We start from the raw sequence: 15567 nt of genomic DNA, 5'->3' as shown, positions 1-15567 counted from the left end.
GGCACCAGGCACCCAGGCACTCAGGCATGTGGTCCCGCCGTCACCGCCCCCACCACCAACTCCGCCCTCGCCTCCAGGATGTCGCCCACCCGCTCCACCTGCTCCGCCAGCTCCCGTTCCCGCGCCGCCGGCAGCCGTTCCAGCGGCTCCACGGTGACCGTCGTACGCCGTCCCCGGCGCCGCTGGTGCCAGACCCCGGCCACCACACCGTCGACGAGCAGGACGGGGAAGTTCCCGGCCTGGCCGCCCGCGAGGGCACGTGCGTAGGCCGGCCCGGGGAAGAGCGTCTCGCGGGGCTGTGCGGCGATGGCGTACGCGTCGAAGTAAGGAAGCAGTCGCACCCCGCGCACCGGTGTCCCGGGGAACTCCGTGTCGCCCGCCACGACCCAGGCCGGGCCCTCGAAGTCGACCTCTTCGATGACCCCCGTACCCGCCAGCGAGGCGAAGAGTTCCGTGGCCCAACCGCGCGGCGCCGCCGCCCACTTGGCGAAGTTCCCCGGCGTCGCGGGTCCGTACGCGCGCAGATAGCGCCGTACGAGCAGGGTGAGCCCCTCGTCGGCGGGGAGCGGCTCGAAGCGCGGGGGCCGGGTGTACGTCACCTTGCGGCCCCGGTTCGGGGCGAAACACAGCGCGCCACGCTGACCCGCCCGGTGCATGACCTGCCGCCAGCGCGGCCACATGCCCTGGAACGCGGGCATCACCAGGTCCCCGGCCCAGGGCCCGGTGCGAGCCACCACCTCGTCGCTCAACTCGTCGACGGTCAGCCGGGCGCCCTCCAGGGCGTCCCCGATCGCCGCCACGACCTCGTCCGCCTGCTCCTCGGTGAGCTGGACGGCCGGCGCGAACGGGCTCCGGCCGGACGGGATCGCGGTCAACGCGGCCGTCCAGAGCGGGAGTTCCGCGGTGGGGAGTAGATGTACGGTGCCGCGCGGGCCGTATGTCTTCACCAGCGACCGGTCCTCCCAGAGCGCGGCGCGCACCTCTGCCCGTGTGACTCCGTCGGCGCGTACGCCCACCGACACCTCGGCCGCCGACAGGACTTGTGCGTGCGCGCCGAGCATCGCGCCGACGATGTCGGCGACCGGAGTCCCGGCCCTCGCCGGAAAGGCCAGGAACTGGCGCTCCGTTCGCCGCGCGCTCGCCTCGTCCCATGTGATCTTCAGGGTCATGCGGCGAAGGTAGGAGGGAATGAGGTCAGATCCTGTCCGCTGGAGCGTCCGGGAACCGATTGACCGAAAACACCCTGATGCGTCCTTTCAGGGCTGAGATGTCCGTCCGTATGACGGACTTCTCCACGGGGTTTCCACATCGTTATCGGGGGTGGGTCGCCCGGGGTGTGCGCCTCACGTAAGTTCAGACCAAGGTAATTCGCGTGAGCAAATCTGCGCGTGTGGCGCCGCGCAATGGAGGGGCTGCGCGGTGCTGCGCCCCCTGCCTGGTGTGGCGTCACCGGTCGTGCACCGTGACCTGCGCCCCGCGCCGCACACCCCATCGCTCCATCGTCCCGGCCTCCGCCTCCAGGATGTGGCGGGAGCGTGGGCGGGGGCGTCCCACGCGCCCCGGCTTCATCGTCCGCACCGCGAGGACGCGGTACTTCCGGTCCAGATAGGCGACGTCGATCGCGAACCGCATCCCCAGGGTGTGCACCGCGCCGGCCGGCGAGAGCAGCAGGGCCCCGTCGATCCCGTCACGCCCGAGCAGCCCACGGCGTCGGGCGTGGGCCGATACGGCGACTTCGAGCGGCACCGGTGCGGGGATTCCCGGGGTGGTGAGCGTGGCCATGGGTGCGAAGTTAGCGGCGCCGTCAAGCGGGCGACACCGACGTGCGTCACTCTCCCGGAGTACGTGGGGGCGAGCCGGCGCGGAAGACCCAGTTGTTCGCAAATCCTCCAGAACTCTCCGTTTACCTCTTCATTCCCTTTGAATCCGCTGCGATTCGGCCATGATCATGCCCTGAATGAGAGGTTCCGCAGCCATCGTGGCGTCGTCGGCCGGTTTCGGAGAGTAGTTGTGGCACGCCGATGCACGCAGCATCACTTGCGAAGGGTTATGGTGGAAACCCCCCCTCGGGCCGGTCCGTCTCCCCCCCACGGACCGGCCCGTTTTTTGTGCCCTCACGCGCCACCCCGCCGACGTCTCCGCCTGCGCCCCCGTGCGCCCCCCTGACCTCGGGGACCGGCCCTGGTAACTCAGCGCCGCCCACCCCGGCCTCTTGTCGGACCACGACACCCCAAGGGCCTGTCCGGTCGATCACGGCGGAGACGCGGGGTGGCGGTGACATCAGCCGCTCCGCTACGGGCGCACATCTGTGGCGTTGTCGTCGGTTGCCGACTCCCCCACTCGCGGCTTCGCTCGAGCGGGGGGACCCCCATCGCGTCGACGCCCTCCTCCGCCTTGCAGCCGCACGCACCACACCCCGCTCACCGGTATCGACAAGGCGCCGCTGCTTTCCTCCACCGTGATCGACCGGACAGGCCCTTGGAAGGGCGTTGGTTTCGCGGGGGTAGGCTTCGCCCCCGGGGACCGTCATATGGACAGGGGTTGCGCTGAGCGAGGCCGCTCTGCCGCGCCCGTCCGATCCGCACGGAGGGGCTGACAACACGTGAACCTGCGGGACAACCTGCGCCGGCTGCTGCTCAGGTTCTACACGCGCAGGGTGGAGGGCCACCTCGACCACGACCAGGTGCCCAAGCACATCGGGGTCATCATGGACGGCAACCGGCGCTGGGCGAAGGCGGCGGGCAGCACGGCCGCCCAGGGGCACCGCGCGGGCGCCGACAAGATCGAGGAGTTCCTCGGCTGGTGCTCGGAGACCGATGTCGAGGTCGTCACCCTCTGGCTGCTGTCGACGGACAACTTCGACCGTCCCGAGGACGAGCTCGTCCCGCTGCTCGGCATCGTTGAGGGCGTCGTACGCACCCTCGCCGCCGACGGCCGCTGGCGCGTGCACCACGTGGGCACGCCGGACATCCTGCCCTCGCAGATGCAGACCGCGCTGAAGGAGGCCGAGGAGGCCACCGCGCAGGTCGACGGAATACTCGTCAACGTCGCCATCGGCTACGGCGGCCGCCAGGAGATCGCCGACGCCGTGCGCTCCATGCTTCTCGACGCCGCCGACAAGGGCTCCTCGATCGAGGACGTCGCCGAGTCCGTGGACATCGACCTCATCGGCAAGCACCTCTATACGAGTGCCCAGCCCGACCCGGACCTGGTGATCCGTACCAGCGGCGAGCAGCGGCTGTCCGGATTCATGCTCTGGCAGACCGCCCACTCGGAGTACTACTTCTGCGAAGTCTTCTGGCCGGCGTTCCGCAAGGTCGACTTCCTGCGTGCCCTGCGTGACTACGCGGCGCGACATCGCCGTTACGGAGGCTGACCCAGGGGGGTGCGAGGGGTGCGCGTCATCCGGAGTTAACGAACGCGTGGTCACATGCTTTTGCATGGCCGCGCATGTTCGAGGGCATAAGCCATGCAGGTCGACGCCCGAACCACGGGTGTCGTATCTCAGCGGACGGCACGGGGCCGTCCGCCCGGGAGGCCCTTTGCACCAGCCCGACCGTGCGGTCAGTACGGACGAGACGGAGGGCCGGTCTCCGGCCCGCGCAATGCGGCCAGGACCGGTCCAGCTCCTCTCCGTCGCTCCCCGACCTCATCCGAGGGGGTACGTCCTTCCGTGGTGACCAGCGCAAAGCGCCACAAGCCAGACCGGCGCACCTATGTTCTCGACACCAGCGTCCTGCTGGCCGACCCGAACGCCCTGAGCCGCTTCGACGAGCACGAGGTCGTGCTTCCGATCGTCGTGGTGACGGAACTGGAGGCCAAGAGGCACCATCCGGAACTCGGCTACTTCGCCCGGCAGGCCCTTCGCCTGCTCGACGAGTTCCGGGTGCGGCACGGCCGCCTCGACTCCCCCATTCCGATCGGGGACCTCGGCGGGACCGTACGCGTCGAGCTCAACCACTCGGACCCCAGCGTCCTGCCCAGCGGGTACCGCCTGGGGGACAACGACTCCCGCATCCTCGCGGTCGCCCGCAACCTGCAGGCCGAGGGGTACGACGTCACCGTCGTATCGAAGGACCTGCCGCTCAGGATCAAGGCCTCGTCCGTCGGGCTCCTCGCCGAGGAGTACCGCGCGGAACTGGCCATCACGGGCTCCTCCGGCTGGACCGGAATGTCCGAACTGACCCTGTCCGGCGAGCAGGTGGACATCCTCTTCGAGGAGGGACACGCGTACGTCCCCGAAGCGGCCGACCTGCCGGTGCACACCGGTCTGACGATCCAGTCGGAGCGTGGCAAGGCCCTCGGCCGTGTCACCTCCGAGGGCAACGTCCGGCTGGTGCGCGGCGATCGGGAGGCCTTCGGCATCAAGGGCCGCAGCGCCGAGCAGCGCATCGCGCTCGACCTGCTGCTCGACCCGGACATCGGGATCGTGTCGATGGGCGGCCGGGCCGGCACCGGCAAGTCCGCGCTCGCGCTCTGCGCGGGGCTGGAGGCCGTGCTCGAGCGGCGTCAGCACCAGAAGGTGATGGTCTTCCGGCCGCTGTACGCGGTGGGCGGGCAGGAGCTCGGCTATCTGCCCGGCTCCGAGTCCGAGAAGATGAGCCCCTGGGCGCAGGCGGTCTTCGACACGCTGTCGGCGGTCACCTCGCGCGAGGTCATCGAGGAGGTCACGGCGCGCGGCATGCTGGAGGTCCTGCCGCTCACGCACATCCGTGGCCGCTCCCTGCACGACGCCTTCGTGATCGTGGACGAGGCCCAGTCACTGGAACGGAACGTGCTGCTGACCGTTCTGTCCCGCATCGGCGCCAACTCGCGGGTGGTTCTCACTCATGACGTGGCACAGCGGGACAATCTGCGCGTCGGTCGGTACGACGGTGTGGTCGCCGTCGTCGAGAAGCTGAAGGGTCATCCGCTCTTCGCGCACGTGACGCTGAACCGCTCCGAGAGGTCCCAGATCGCGGCGCTTGTGACCGAAATGCTGGAGGACGGACAGATCTGACCCGCCTGGATGCATCTGACTCCATCTGGGGCCACCTGAATCCATCTGGCACCACTTGGCCCGGTTGGTCAAAACGTGGTGGATGCAGGGTAGTTGACGCCGCCCGGTGAAAGGCCAAGAGCCTAGCCGGGCGGCGTCTTCGTGCGCGCTTGTTTCCGTAAAATTCCCGGGGCAAACGGGGTGTGAGCTTTCACACTCAACGGGGAATTGCCTCGCGGCGTCGGGTTACGGCAGAGTCTCACTCCTGTCAGGCCCCGCATACGACACACGTGTACCCCCAGCGGTACCGCACCTCAGGAACAACCAGAACTCCATAGAGTCGTCGTATGCCGCCCGAGCACCACGCGGCGCTCCCGTCAAGGGAGTTGCCCACCGGGCCCGTGCCTCCCGTGACCCCGCAGTTGGGAGGCCAGCGTTCAGGGGCACGATTGCGTCCGCGCGGGTCACCTAAACGGGCGATGCTGGAAGGAAACCGTGTGAGCCGGATTTCGGTCCGGGGACTCGCAGTGGCCTCGGCCACCGCGGTCACCGCTGTCGGCGCCGTGAGTGGTGTTGCCTCGGGCAGCACTGGCCAGCCGTCTATCGACGCTGAGGCGACGGCGAGTGACTCGACCCTCCTCGCGGACATACCTGCGGGCCAGCAGGCCCAGGTGCAGACCGCGTCCCTGACGCAGCAGGCCGACGCACAGGCCGTCGCCGCGGACGCGAGCGCCAAGAAGGACGCGGAGGAAGCCGCCCGCAAGCAGGCGGCCCAGGACGCGGTCGCCAAGCAGAAGGCCGCGGCGAAGGCCGAGAAGGAAGCCAAGGAGCGCAAGGCTGCCGCGGAGGCCGCCAGCCGGTCCGCGGCCCGAGGCCCCGTCAGTCTGGCCCCGCAGGCGTCGTACACCGTCGCCGAGGTCCAGGCGCTCGCGCGCCAGATCATCCCCAGCGGCCAGTTCCAGTGCTTCAGTAACATCGTGGACCACGAGTCCACCTGGAACTACCGGGCCCAGAACCCCTCTTCCGGCGCCTACGGTCTCGTCCAGTCGCTGCCCGGCAGCAAGATGGCGTCCGTCGGTGCCGACTGGGCGACCAACCCGGTCACGCAGATCAAGTGGGGCCTCAACTACATGAACGAACGCTACGGCAGCCCCTGTGGCGCCTGGTCGTACTGGCAGGCCCACGGCAACTACTGAGCCGACGCCGCTCCGGCCGCTCAACCTTTCGAAGCCCCTCCCCGTCCTAGGGGGAGGGGCTTCGGCCATGTACGGTCGGAACGGAACCGACGACTCCAGGGGGGAGTGGTGGGGAGAAGCGGGGGAGAAGGACGGATCATGTCGCGAGTGCCAGGGTTGCTGGGCCGGCTCGGCGCCGGACTGACCGAGCTGGGTGAGCGGTTGGACAAGCGCCGCGCCGAGGTGGAGAGGGAGTCGGGGGGCTCGCTCGACCTGAGCGACTTGAGCGACCTGAGCGATGAGACCGACGACCGCTCGCCGCGCAGCTTGACGACGACGGCGGCGACAAAGGCGGACACGCATCCCTCCGCACCCCCTTCCGATGCGGCTCCCGATGCCGCCCCCGAGCCCACTCCCGACCGGGAACCCGAATTCGCATCCGAACCCGGGCCCGCCCCTCCGCACACTCATGACGCCCATGACACTCATGGACCGGGGACGGGCGCTCGGCCCGATCCCGTCACGGCCGTGCCGTGGGGTGTACGGGTCGCGGCCGAGGCCGGCTGGCGACTGCTCGTTCTCGCGGGCACCGTCTGGGTGTTGATGCGAGTGATCAGCGCCGTACAACTGGTCGTACTGGCCTTCGTCGCCGCGCTGCTCATCACCGCGCTCCTCCAGCCCACCGTGGCGCGCCTGAAGCGACTGGGATTTCCCAGAGGTCTCGCCACCGCGCTCACCGCGATCCTCGGCTTCGTCATCATGGGGCTGGTCGGCTGGTTCGTGGTCTGGCAGGTCCAGGAGAACATCGACAACCTCTCCAACCAGATCCAGGACGGCATCGACGAGTTGCGCAAGTGGCTCCTCACCAGCCCGTTCCATGTGACGGACAAGCAGATCAACGAGATCGCCAAGAACCTGCGGGAAGCGATCGGCGCGAACACGGACCAGATCACGTCGGCGGGCCTGGAGGGCGTGACGGTCATAGTGGAAGCGCTGACCGGCATCCTCCTGACGATGTTCTCGACGCTCTTCCTCCTCTACGACGGCAAGCGCATCTGGGAGTGGACGCTGAAACTGGTGCCGGCGGCGGCGCGGCCGGGGGTGGCGGGAGCCGGGCCCCGTGCGTGGCGGACCCTGACGGCGTATGTCCGCGGCACGGTGATAGTGGCTCTGATCGACGCGATCTTCATCGGCCTCGGCATCTACTTCCTCGACGTCCCCATGGCCGTGCCCCTCGCCGTCTTCATCTTCCTTTTCGCGTTCATTCCGCTGGTCGGCGCGGTGGTGTCGGGGGCGTTGGCGGTGGTGGTCGCGGTGGTGACGCAGGGTGTGTTCACCGCGCTGATGACGCTGGCCGTCGTGCTCGCGGTCCAGCAGATCGAGGGCCACATCCTCCAGCCCTTCATTCTGGGGCGGGCTGTGCGGGTGCATCCGCTGGCGGTCGTGCTGTCCGTCGCGGCGGGTGGGCTGGTCGCCGGGATCGGTGGGGCTGTGGTGGCGGTGCCGTTGGTGGCGGTCACCAACACGGTGGTGGGGTATCTGCGTTCACACTCCCGCGAGCCGGCACTCCGCCACGCGCCGGAGCCGCGGGGCGCCACGGCGATGGACGTGGCCCCGGTACGCCCCCCATCGCCGTAAGGATTCCACCTCACCCCGGACGCGTTCCTTGCCTGCGGGCGGAGCTGCGCCCCGGAGCCCGGGTGGGTTCTTCGTCTACGGGCGGGTGGGGGCTGGTCGCGCAGTTCCCCGCGCCCCTAGAGACGGCAGCGCGTCCCGCACCCTTCAGCCCGTCCGGCGTTTGAGGACGAGGCCGTTCAGGCCGACGGGGGCGAGAAAGGCGAGGCCCCGCCCACCCGACCAGGGTGAACGGGGCCCGAGTGAAGAGGCGGAGGTTACTCCGCGAGGACCGCTTCGGCGTCCAGGGTCGTGGCGACCGCCTGGATCACAGAAGCGATCTTGAACGCCTCCTGGATCGTCTCCCGATCGACGCCCGCCTTGCGGAGCACCTGCTCATGGGAGTCAAGGCACTGACCGCAGCCGTTCACCGCGGACACCGCCAGCGACCACAGCTCGAAGTCGACCTTCTCGACACCGGGGTTGCCGATGACGTTCATCCGAAGACCGGCCCGCAGGGTCCCGTACTCCGGGTCCGACAGCAGATGCCGCGTGCGGTAGAAGACGTTGTTCATCGCCATGATCGCGGCGGCCGACTTGGCCGCGGTGTACGCCTCCGGCGACAGCTGAGCCTTCGCCTGGGGCGCCAGCTCCCGCAGCACCCGCGGCGACCGCGCCGCGATCGCGCACGCCAGCACCGTCCCCCACAGCTGCTGCTGCGGAAGGTCGGAGTTGCCGATGACCGAGCCGAGGTTGAGACGCAGGTCCTTCGCGTAGTCCGGTACGGCGGACTTCAGTTCGTCGAGGGCCATGGAGGGTTACTCACCCGCCAGGAGCGCCACCGGGTCGAGGGTGTTCTCGCCCTTGGTCCAGTTGCAGGGGCAGAGCTCGTCCGTCTGGAGCGCGTCGAGAACCCGGAGGACCTCCTTGGGGTTACGGCCGACGGAACCGGCGGTCACCATGGAGAACTGGATCTCGTTGTTCTGGTCGACGATGAACACCGCACGCTTGGCGAAGCCGTCCTCGCCCTCGATGCCGAGGTCCCGCATGAGCTCGTGCTTCGAGTCGGCCATCATCGGGAAGGGCAGGTCACGCAGGTCGTCGTGGTCCTTGCGCCAGGCGTGGTGCACGAACTCGGAGTCGCCGGAGAAGCCGAGCACCTGGGCGTCACGGTCGGCGAACTCGTCGTTCAGCTTGCCGAACGCCGCGATCTCGGTCGGGCACACGAAGGTGAAGTCCTTGGGCCATGCGAAGATCACCTTCCACTGACCCTCGTAGGTCTTGTGGTTGATCTGCTGGAACTCCTCGCCCTTCTCCAGCGAGACACAGGCGGTCAGATCGAACTCGGGGAACTTGTCACCGACAGTGAGCACGCGCTCTCCTTGCAGCAGGGAAGAGCCCCTTTTGAGGGCGTTTCCCGGGGGTTGGACGCTCCTGATGCTGGCACAAGCTGCATTGATTACGGAAATAGCTACACTCGGTCGTGTTGATCGACTGCAGCTATCAGTGACTATGAGTAAGAGGTACGGCCATGGCCAGCCCGCTGGGCAACGCAAGCTCCAAGGGCCCCATGAGCGGCAAGGGGGCCATGAGTTCCAAGGGGAACGGGCGTCGTCAGCCCAGCCTCGCCCAGCTGCGCGCCTTCGCCGCCGTGGCCGAACACCTGCACTTCCGTGACGCGGCCGCCGCGATCGGCATGAGCCAGCCCGCACTGTCGGGCGCGGTCTCCGTCCTGGAGGAGACGCTCGGCGTGACCCTCCTGGAGCGTACGACCCGCAAGGTGCTGCTCTCACCCGCCGGCGAGCGCCTCGCCGTACGCGCGAAGGCGGTACTGGACGAGGTCGGCGCGCTCATGGAGGAGGCGGAGGCGGTACGGGCGCCGTTCACCGGGGCGCTGCGCCTCGGCGTCATCCCCACCGTCGCGCCCTACCTCCTGCCCACCGTCCTCAACCTGGTCCACGACCGCTACCCGGACCTCGACCTCCAGGTCCACGAGGAGCAGACGGCCAACCTGCTGGAGGGCCTCGCGATCGGACGGCTCGACCTGCTTCTGCTCGCCGTGCCGCTCGGAGTGCCCGGTGTCCTCGAACTCCCGCTGTTCGACGAGGACTTCGTGCTCGTGACCCCACTGGACCACTCGCTCGGCGGCCGGGAGGGAATACCCCGTGAAGCGCTGCGCGAGCTCAACCTCCTGCTGCTCGACGAGGGGCACTGTCTGCGCGACCAGGCTCTCGACATCTGCCGGGAGGCCGGGCGTGCGGACGCCCCCGTCACCACCACGGCCGCCGGACTGTCCACCCTGGTGCAGCTCGTGGCCGGCGGGCTCGGCGTGACCCTGCTGCCGCGTACGGCTGTCAGGGTCGAGACGACCCGCAGCAACCAGCTCCGCACCGGCTACTTCGCGGACCCGGCGCCGACCCGCCGGATCGCGCTGGCGATGCGCGCCGGGGCCGCGCGCGGCGGCGAGTACGAAGAACTGGCCGCAGCGCTCCGAGAAGCGCTGCGGCCGTTGCCGGTACGGGTGTTGGACCGGGACGCCTGAGCGTCCCGGTCCATGGGCCCGTCACTCGGTGCGCAGTCCGTCCGGCCGCATCAGCCGCAGCAGCGGCGGCAGACTGAACAGGGTGACCAGCAGGACCACGCCGGCGCCGATGCCGGACATGGACAGCACGCTCACCCAGTCCAGGCGGACCGAAGTGTTGGTCATCTTCAGCAGCACCGCGCCCAGGGTCAGGCCCACCACCGATGCCAGCGCCATCCCCAGCCCGATCGGGATCGCCGTCTGCCACAGCACCGACAGGCTCAGCGTGCGCCGCCGGGTGCCGAAGGCGACCAGCGCCGACAGCAGCTTCTTGCGCTCGCGCAACTGTTCCAGCTGCGACACCAGCAGACTCGCGCCGATCAGCAGGAGGACGCAGGTGGCGCCGACGAACAGCCCGGTGCGGATGGACCGGAACTGCTGCGACTGCTTGCTGGCCGCCAGGGTGAACACGTCCGCCAGCGGATCGAGCCGGGCGGCGGTGTTGCGCGCGTAGTCGCCGGCGTCCGGCACCGACGGGTCGAGGGTGACGAACACCTTCTGGCTCAGGCCGTCCGCCGCGTTCGCGGGCAGCGCGCCCGAAGTGACCAGCAGTCCGCCGCGCGCGTAACCGGTCGGATCCTCGCGGGGTTCCGCGGTCTTCAGGTCGGCGGGCACCTTCCAGGCCGCCGAGTGGGTCGGCGTCTCGTCGTACGACGGATCGAAGTAGAGGGTGCTGCCCGGTTCGATGAGCTTCTTCGTCTTGTTGTCGTACTCGCCGCCGCGGATCCAGAAGGCGTCGCCGTCCTTGCAGGAGGCCAGGCGTGCCACCTCGCGCAGTTCCGCGCAGCTGCCGGCGGCAACTTCCAGCTCGGTGTCCGGATTCTTCGGCCGGTCGCCGACCGAGGACAGCGAGAGGGCCGACGCACGGCGCACGCCCTCGGTCCGCGCGAGCTGTCGGCCGGCCTCGCCCAGCTGGACGTCGCGGTGCAGGGAGATCTCCATCTGAGCCCGGGTCACGTCGTTGGCGGTCTGCTTGGTGTAGTCGCCGTCGACCCCGGCGAACAGCATCTGCAGCGCGATCGCCCCGGCCACCGCGACGGCGATGCCGTTGACCATGCGGGCGGCCGTACCGCTGCTCAACTGTAGCCTGCGTACGGCCAGTTGCCAGGAGACCGAGCCGGAGTTCAGCCGGGCCACGACGGCCTCGACGACCCACGGCAGCAGCGCGGTGACGCCGACGAGCAGCAGCACCGTGCCACCGATCACCAGCCACTGGTTGAAGTTCCCGTTGTCGTTGCCCTGGCCGATCATCGGGTACAGCAGCCCGAGGCCGCCCAGCGGCAGCAGCAGCCGCCACCACAGCCGGCGCCGCGGCGGCTTCGCCGTGCGGACCACACCGAGCGGTTCGATGACGACCCCGCGCAGCGCGAACAGCGTCACCAGGACGGCCGCGGCCGGCACGGCGAGAGCGACGAGCACGGCCAGCGCGGGCGAGGGGTTGAGGTCGCTCGGGAACATGCTGATGTCGCGCACGACCAGCAGGGTCGCCAGCTGACGCCCGGCCAGGAAGAAGCCGGTGCCGAGGACGAGCCCGAGCAGCGCTCCGGCGAGCGCCTCGCCGCCCGCGATCCGGCGCACCATCCGTCCGTCCGCGCCGACCAGCCGCAGCGCCGCGAGCCGGCGGTCCCGGCGCTCGCCGCCGAAGCGCACGGCCGCCGCGATGAACACGCCGACCGGCATCAGCAGCACGATGAAGACCATCAGGACGAGCAGGAGCAGCACCGGGTCCAACTTGTCCGGCGCGCTCCCGGGGGAGGGTCCGAAATAGTCGATGCGCTCGACGCCGCCGTTGGCCAGTTGGCTCGCCAGCCCGTCGACGCCCGCGTAGTAGGCGAGTTCGGCGGGTCCGATGAGACCGGACTGCCCGATGGTGCCGGTGACCCGGTAGGGCAGGCGGTCGCGCAGCAGCTTGCCGCCGTCGGACTTGAGCAGCCTGTCGAGCGCGGGTGAGACGACCATGTCGCCCTTCGCGGGGAACTTCCCGACGCCCGGCGGCAGCGGGGCCTGCGGGCCCTCGGCCTCCAGGAGCCGGCCGCGTACGTCCTTTTCGCGGAACGTCGTGTCGGAGCGGCCGATGACGAGCGTGTCGTCCGCCTTCGGCAGCTTCTTCCCGCTGTACGTGAAGTCGTCCCGGGAGCTGCTGCGATGGTCGCGCGCGGCCAGCGCGTTCGGTATCGCCGTCGTCAGCAGCAGCAGTGCCACGCCGAGTCCGACACCGACCGCTGTCAGCAGTGCCCGGACCCACCCTTCGCGTCCGCCGGAGAAGGCGAACCGGACCCCCATGGCGAGATCTTTGGACCACTGACGCATGCTCATACGATGCGCTCCATGTCCTTGGACTTGCCGTCCCGTACGACGATCTCGCGGTCCGAGTAGGCGGCCACGCGTGCCTCGTGCGTCACCAGCACGACCGCCGCGTTGGTCGAGCGGGCCGCCTCCGTGAGCAGCTCCATCACGCGCTCGCCGTTGAGGGAGTCCAGCGCGCCGGTCGGTTCGTCGGCGAACAGCACCCGGGGACTGGTGACGAGCGATCGGGCGACGGCGACCCGCTGCCCCTGACCGCCGGACACCTCACCGGGTCGCTTCGCCGCGAGGTCGTCGACCTCCAGCCGTTGCATCCACGACAGGGCGGCCCGTTCGGCCTCCTTGCGCCCGGTCCCGTTGAGCCGCAGCGGGAGCGCGACGTTCTCGACGCAGGTCAACTCCGGCACGAGCTGGCCGAACTGGAACACGAACCCGAACTCGCTGCGCCGCAGCGCACTGCGCTGGGCGTCGTTCATGGTCGCCATCTCCTGGCCGTTGTAGACGATCGAGCCGGAGTCCGGTGTCACGATGCCGGCCAGGCAGTGCAGCAGGGTCGACTTGCCGGAGCCGGAGGGGCCCATCACGGCGACGACTTCGCCCGGGTGGATGGAGAACTCGGCGCCGTCGAGGGCGTTGGTGGGGCCGTACGCCTTGCGCAGGTCGTGGGCCGCGAGCAGGGAGCCTGCGGGGGTCATCGGGTTACCGCCTCGGCGAGTTTGTCGAGGCGCGCGGCGGTGAGCTCGAGCCACCGCAGGTCGGCCTCCAGGTGGAAGAGGGCGTGGTCGCAGATCAGCTGGTCGGCGAGGTCGCCCTTGCGCTTGCGATCCGTCAGGATGCGCATCATGCGCAGGTGCTCGGACCGCTGTGTGTCGAGGATCTCGGACGCGTCCCGGTGGGTGAGCAGCGCGAGAACGACCTTTGTGTAGAGGGTCGACTGGAGATACGGCTCGGGCTTCTCCGGCGTCGCGAGCCACTGCTGTACGTCGGTGATCCCGGCGTCGGTGATCGCGTACCGCTTCCGCTCCGGGCCGCCGCCCGCCTCAATTCCGTCGACCTCGACGAGGCCGTGCTTGAGCAGCCGCGACATCGTCGAGTAGACCTGGCCGTAGTGCAGCGGCCGGTCGTGACCGAACTTCTCGTCGAAGGCCCGCTTCAGGTCGTAACCGTGACGGGGCCCGGACTCCAGGAGTCCTAGGAGGGTGTGACCGATGGACATGCGGAGCACTCTACATACGGCGTATACACCGCACGTATACACACCGAGAATAGATCATGCCGAGCCCCACGTCCGCGCAGGTCACAGCCGATTGTCACGGTTCCGTCACCACGCATTTCAGGGGCGCGGGGAACTGCGCGATCAACCCCCACCCACCCGCGGACGGCAAACCCGTCCGGGGGTGGGTGGGGGGCGGAGGTGGTGCCTACTCCTCCGGTTCCCCCGTCGCGGAAGCGGCCGGTCGCCCCCGCCGGGGAATCGGCCCCGCCCCACCCGGCAACCGCCCCGCCTCCGTGAGCGCCCGCCGCAACAGATACTCGATCTGCGCGTTGGCCGAGCGCAGCTCGTCCCCCGCCCACCGCGCCAGCGCCTCATGGACCAGCGGATCCAGCCGCAGCAGAACCTGCTTGCGCTGCTGCGGCCGACGCCGGGGGGCCGACTCTTCGGAGGGATCCGTCACTGGTAGAGGGACCCCGTGTTCAGGACGGGCTGCGGAGCCCGGTCACCGCACAACACCACCAACAGGTTCGACACCATCGCCGCCTTCCGCTCGGGGTCCAGCTCCACGATGTCCCTCTCGGCGATCCGCGCGAGCGCCGCCTCGACCATCCCCACCGCTCCGTCCACGATCTCCCGCCGCGCCGCGACCACCGCGCCCGCCTGCTGGCGCTGGAGCATCGCGGAGGCGATCTCGGGAGCGTACGCGAGATGCGTGAAGCGCGACTCGATGATCGAGACCCCGGCGGCCTCCACACGCGCGTGGAGTTCGACGGCGAGCTTCTCGGTGATCTCCTCGGCGTTGCCGCGCAGCGAGAGACCGTCCGCCTCGTGGGCGTCGTAGGGGTACTCGATCGCGATGTGCCGTACGGCCGCCTCGGTCTGCGTGGCGACGAACTCCAGGAAGTCGTCGACCTCGAAGGAGGCCTGCGCGGTGTCCTCGACCCTCCAGACCACGACCGCGGCGAGTTCGATCGGGTTGCCGTAGGCGTCGTTGACCTTGAGGACGGCGGTCTCGTGGTTGCGCACCCGGGTTGATATCGCCGTACGGGAGGTGAAGGGGTTCACCCAGCGCAGCCCGTCCTGGCGGATCGTCCCCCGGTACCGCCCGAAGAGCTGGACGACCCGCGCCTCGCCGGGCGCCACCGTGTTCAGCCCGCACATCGCCAGGAACGCGGCGAGGCCGATCAGGATGCCGGCAACGATCAGCGCGGCCTTGGCGCCGCCGGTGAAGACCGCCGCGGCGGCCGCGATCATACCCACGCCGAGCAGCAGCCCGACCAGCCCGAACAGCAGCGCGAGTCCGCCGTCGATGCTGTGCGCGGTGAACTCCCGTACGCGCGGATCGGGCAGCCGCGGCACATCGGCGAGAGGGGCAGAGCCGCTGGGGTTCGAGCCGCTGGGAGTCGAGCCGCTGTGATCGGAGTCGCTGGGAGTGGAGTCGCTGGGAGTGGAGTCGCTGGGAGTGGAGTCGTGTTCCGGCATGGGTCCCCCCGTTTTCGTGCGGCGGAAGCCCGTACGGCTCCCGCCCGCCCAAGGCCATCCAGGGCCTATCTAAGTGATATCACTTTACCCCGCATGGCAACCTTCCACCCCTCTCGCTCGTCGGTTGAGATGGGGCGGATGCGCAGTCCTGGGCAGTACGTGCTGATTGTCACGTCCGCAAAAGAGCGGATCGGCAGCCCTTTGTCATAGCGCGTGG

The 15567-nt window shown here is 69.5% G+C and carries 14 protein-coding genes; 5 read left to right on the top strand and 9 right to left on the bottom strand.

The window, feature by feature from the left end; translation table 11 throughout:
* Positions 1-20: 20 nt before the first annotated feature.
* Positions 21-1169 carry a winged helix DNA-binding domain-containing protein gene (locus OG819_RS07165; RefSeq protein WP_266628178.1) on the bottom strand — a complete coding sequence of 383 codons (1149 nt, stop codon included), beginning with the start codon at positions 1167-1169 and terminating at the stop codon, positions 21-23.
* 277 nt (positions 1170-1446) lie between these two features.
* Entirely contained in the window at positions 1447-1782 is a 336-nt protein-coding gene (locus OG819_RS07160; RefSeq protein ID WP_266585385.1) for a DUF192 domain-containing protein, read from the bottom strand.
* 820 nt (positions 1783-2602) lie between these two features.
* On the opposite strand from OG819_RS07160, the gene OG819_RS07155 reads away from it, so the two are divergent.
* The 4 genes from OG819_RS07155 to OG819_RS07140 all read left to right on the top strand — a co-directional run bounded on the left by OG819_RS07155 (position 2603) and on the right by OG819_RS07140 (position 7791).
* Positions 2603-3376, top strand: coding sequence for an isoprenyl transferase (locus tag OG819_RS07155; protein WP_266628180.1), 774 nt, complete (start codon positions 2603-2605; stop codon positions 3374-3376).
* Between the two features lie 297 nt (positions 3377-3673).
* Positions 3674-4999 (top strand): PhoH family protein, encoded by a 1326-nt coding sequence (locus tag OG819_RS07150; RefSeq protein WP_266648517.1) that lies wholly within the window; start codon positions 3674-3676, stop codon positions 4997-4999.
* A gap of 476 nt (positions 5000-5475) precedes the next feature.
* Positions 5476-6174: a transglycosylase SLT domain-containing protein gene (locus OG819_RS07145; protein WP_266628182.1), complete on the top strand. Its 699-nt coding sequence runs from the start codon at positions 5476-5478 to the stop codon at positions 6172-6174.
* 138 nt (positions 6175-6312) lie between these two features.
* Positions 6313-7791: an AI-2E family transporter gene (locus tag OG819_RS07140; RefSeq protein ID WP_266648516.1), complete on the top strand. Its 1479-nt coding sequence runs from the start codon at positions 6313-6315 to the stop codon at positions 7789-7791.
* 254 nt (positions 7792-8045) lie between these two features.
* Here the strand turns inward: OG819_RS07140 and OG819_RS07135 are convergent, their stop codons facing one another.
* Entirely contained in the window at positions 8046-8579 is a 534-nt protein-coding gene (locus OG819_RS07135; RefSeq protein WP_266436426.1) for an alkyl hydroperoxide reductase, read from the bottom strand.
* Positions 8580-8585: 6 nt separating this feature from the next.
* Positions 8586-9140, bottom strand: coding sequence for a peroxiredoxin (locus OG819_RS07130; RefSeq protein ID WP_054235005.1), 555 nt, complete (start codon positions 9138-9140; stop codon positions 8586-8588).
* A 215-nt stretch (positions 9141-9355) separates the two neighbouring features.
* On the opposite strand from OG819_RS07130, the gene OG819_RS07125 reads away from it, so the two are divergent.
* A complete protein-coding gene (locus tag OG819_RS07125; protein WP_266634645.1) occupies positions 9356-10309 on the top strand; it encodes a LysR substrate-binding domain-containing protein in 954 nt (317 codons plus the stop codon).
* A gap of 21 nt (positions 10310-10330) precedes the next feature.
* On the opposite strand, the gene OG819_RS07120 is transcribed toward OG819_RS07125, so the two are convergent.
* The 5 genes from OG819_RS07120 to OG819_RS07100 all read right to left on the bottom strand — a co-directional run bounded on the left by OG819_RS07120 (position 10331) and on the right by OG819_RS07100 (position 15350).
* Positions 10331-12664, bottom strand: coding sequence for an FtsX-like permease family protein (locus OG819_RS07120; protein ID WP_266648515.1), 2334 nt, complete (start codon positions 12662-12664; stop codon positions 10331-10333).
* Positions 12661-13347, bottom strand: coding sequence for an ABC transporter ATP-binding protein (locus OG819_RS07115; protein WP_266585394.1), 687 nt, complete (start codon positions 13345-13347; stop codon positions 12661-12663). Before OG819_RS07115 ends, OG819_RS07120 begins: the two co-directional genes overlap by 4 nt.
* Positions 13344-13868: a PadR family transcriptional regulator gene (locus OG819_RS07110; RefSeq protein WP_266628189.1), complete on the bottom strand. Its 525-nt coding sequence runs from the start codon at positions 13866-13868 to the stop codon at positions 13344-13346. Before OG819_RS07110 ends, OG819_RS07115 begins: the two co-directional genes overlap by 4 nt.
* 205 nt (positions 13869-14073) lie before the next feature.
* A complete protein-coding gene (locus OG819_RS07105; RefSeq protein ID WP_266628190.1) occupies positions 14074-14328 on the bottom strand; it encodes a hypothetical protein in 255 nt (84 codons plus the stop codon).
* Positions 14325-15350 carry an SPFH domain-containing protein gene (locus OG819_RS07100; RefSeq protein ID WP_266648514.1) on the bottom strand — a complete coding sequence of 342 codons (1026 nt, stop codon included), beginning with the start codon at positions 15348-15350 and terminating at the stop codon, positions 14325-14327. Before OG819_RS07100 ends, OG819_RS07105 begins: the two co-directional genes overlap by 4 nt.
* Positions 15351-15567: the final 217 nt, after the last annotated feature.

It is taken from the genome of Streptomyces sp. NBC_01549 (assembly GCF_026339955.1).
GTDB lineage: Bacteria > Actinomycetota > Actinomycetes > Streptomycetales > Streptomycetaceae > Streptomyces.
This window is presented reverse-complemented; position numbering and strand designations above follow the sequence as displayed.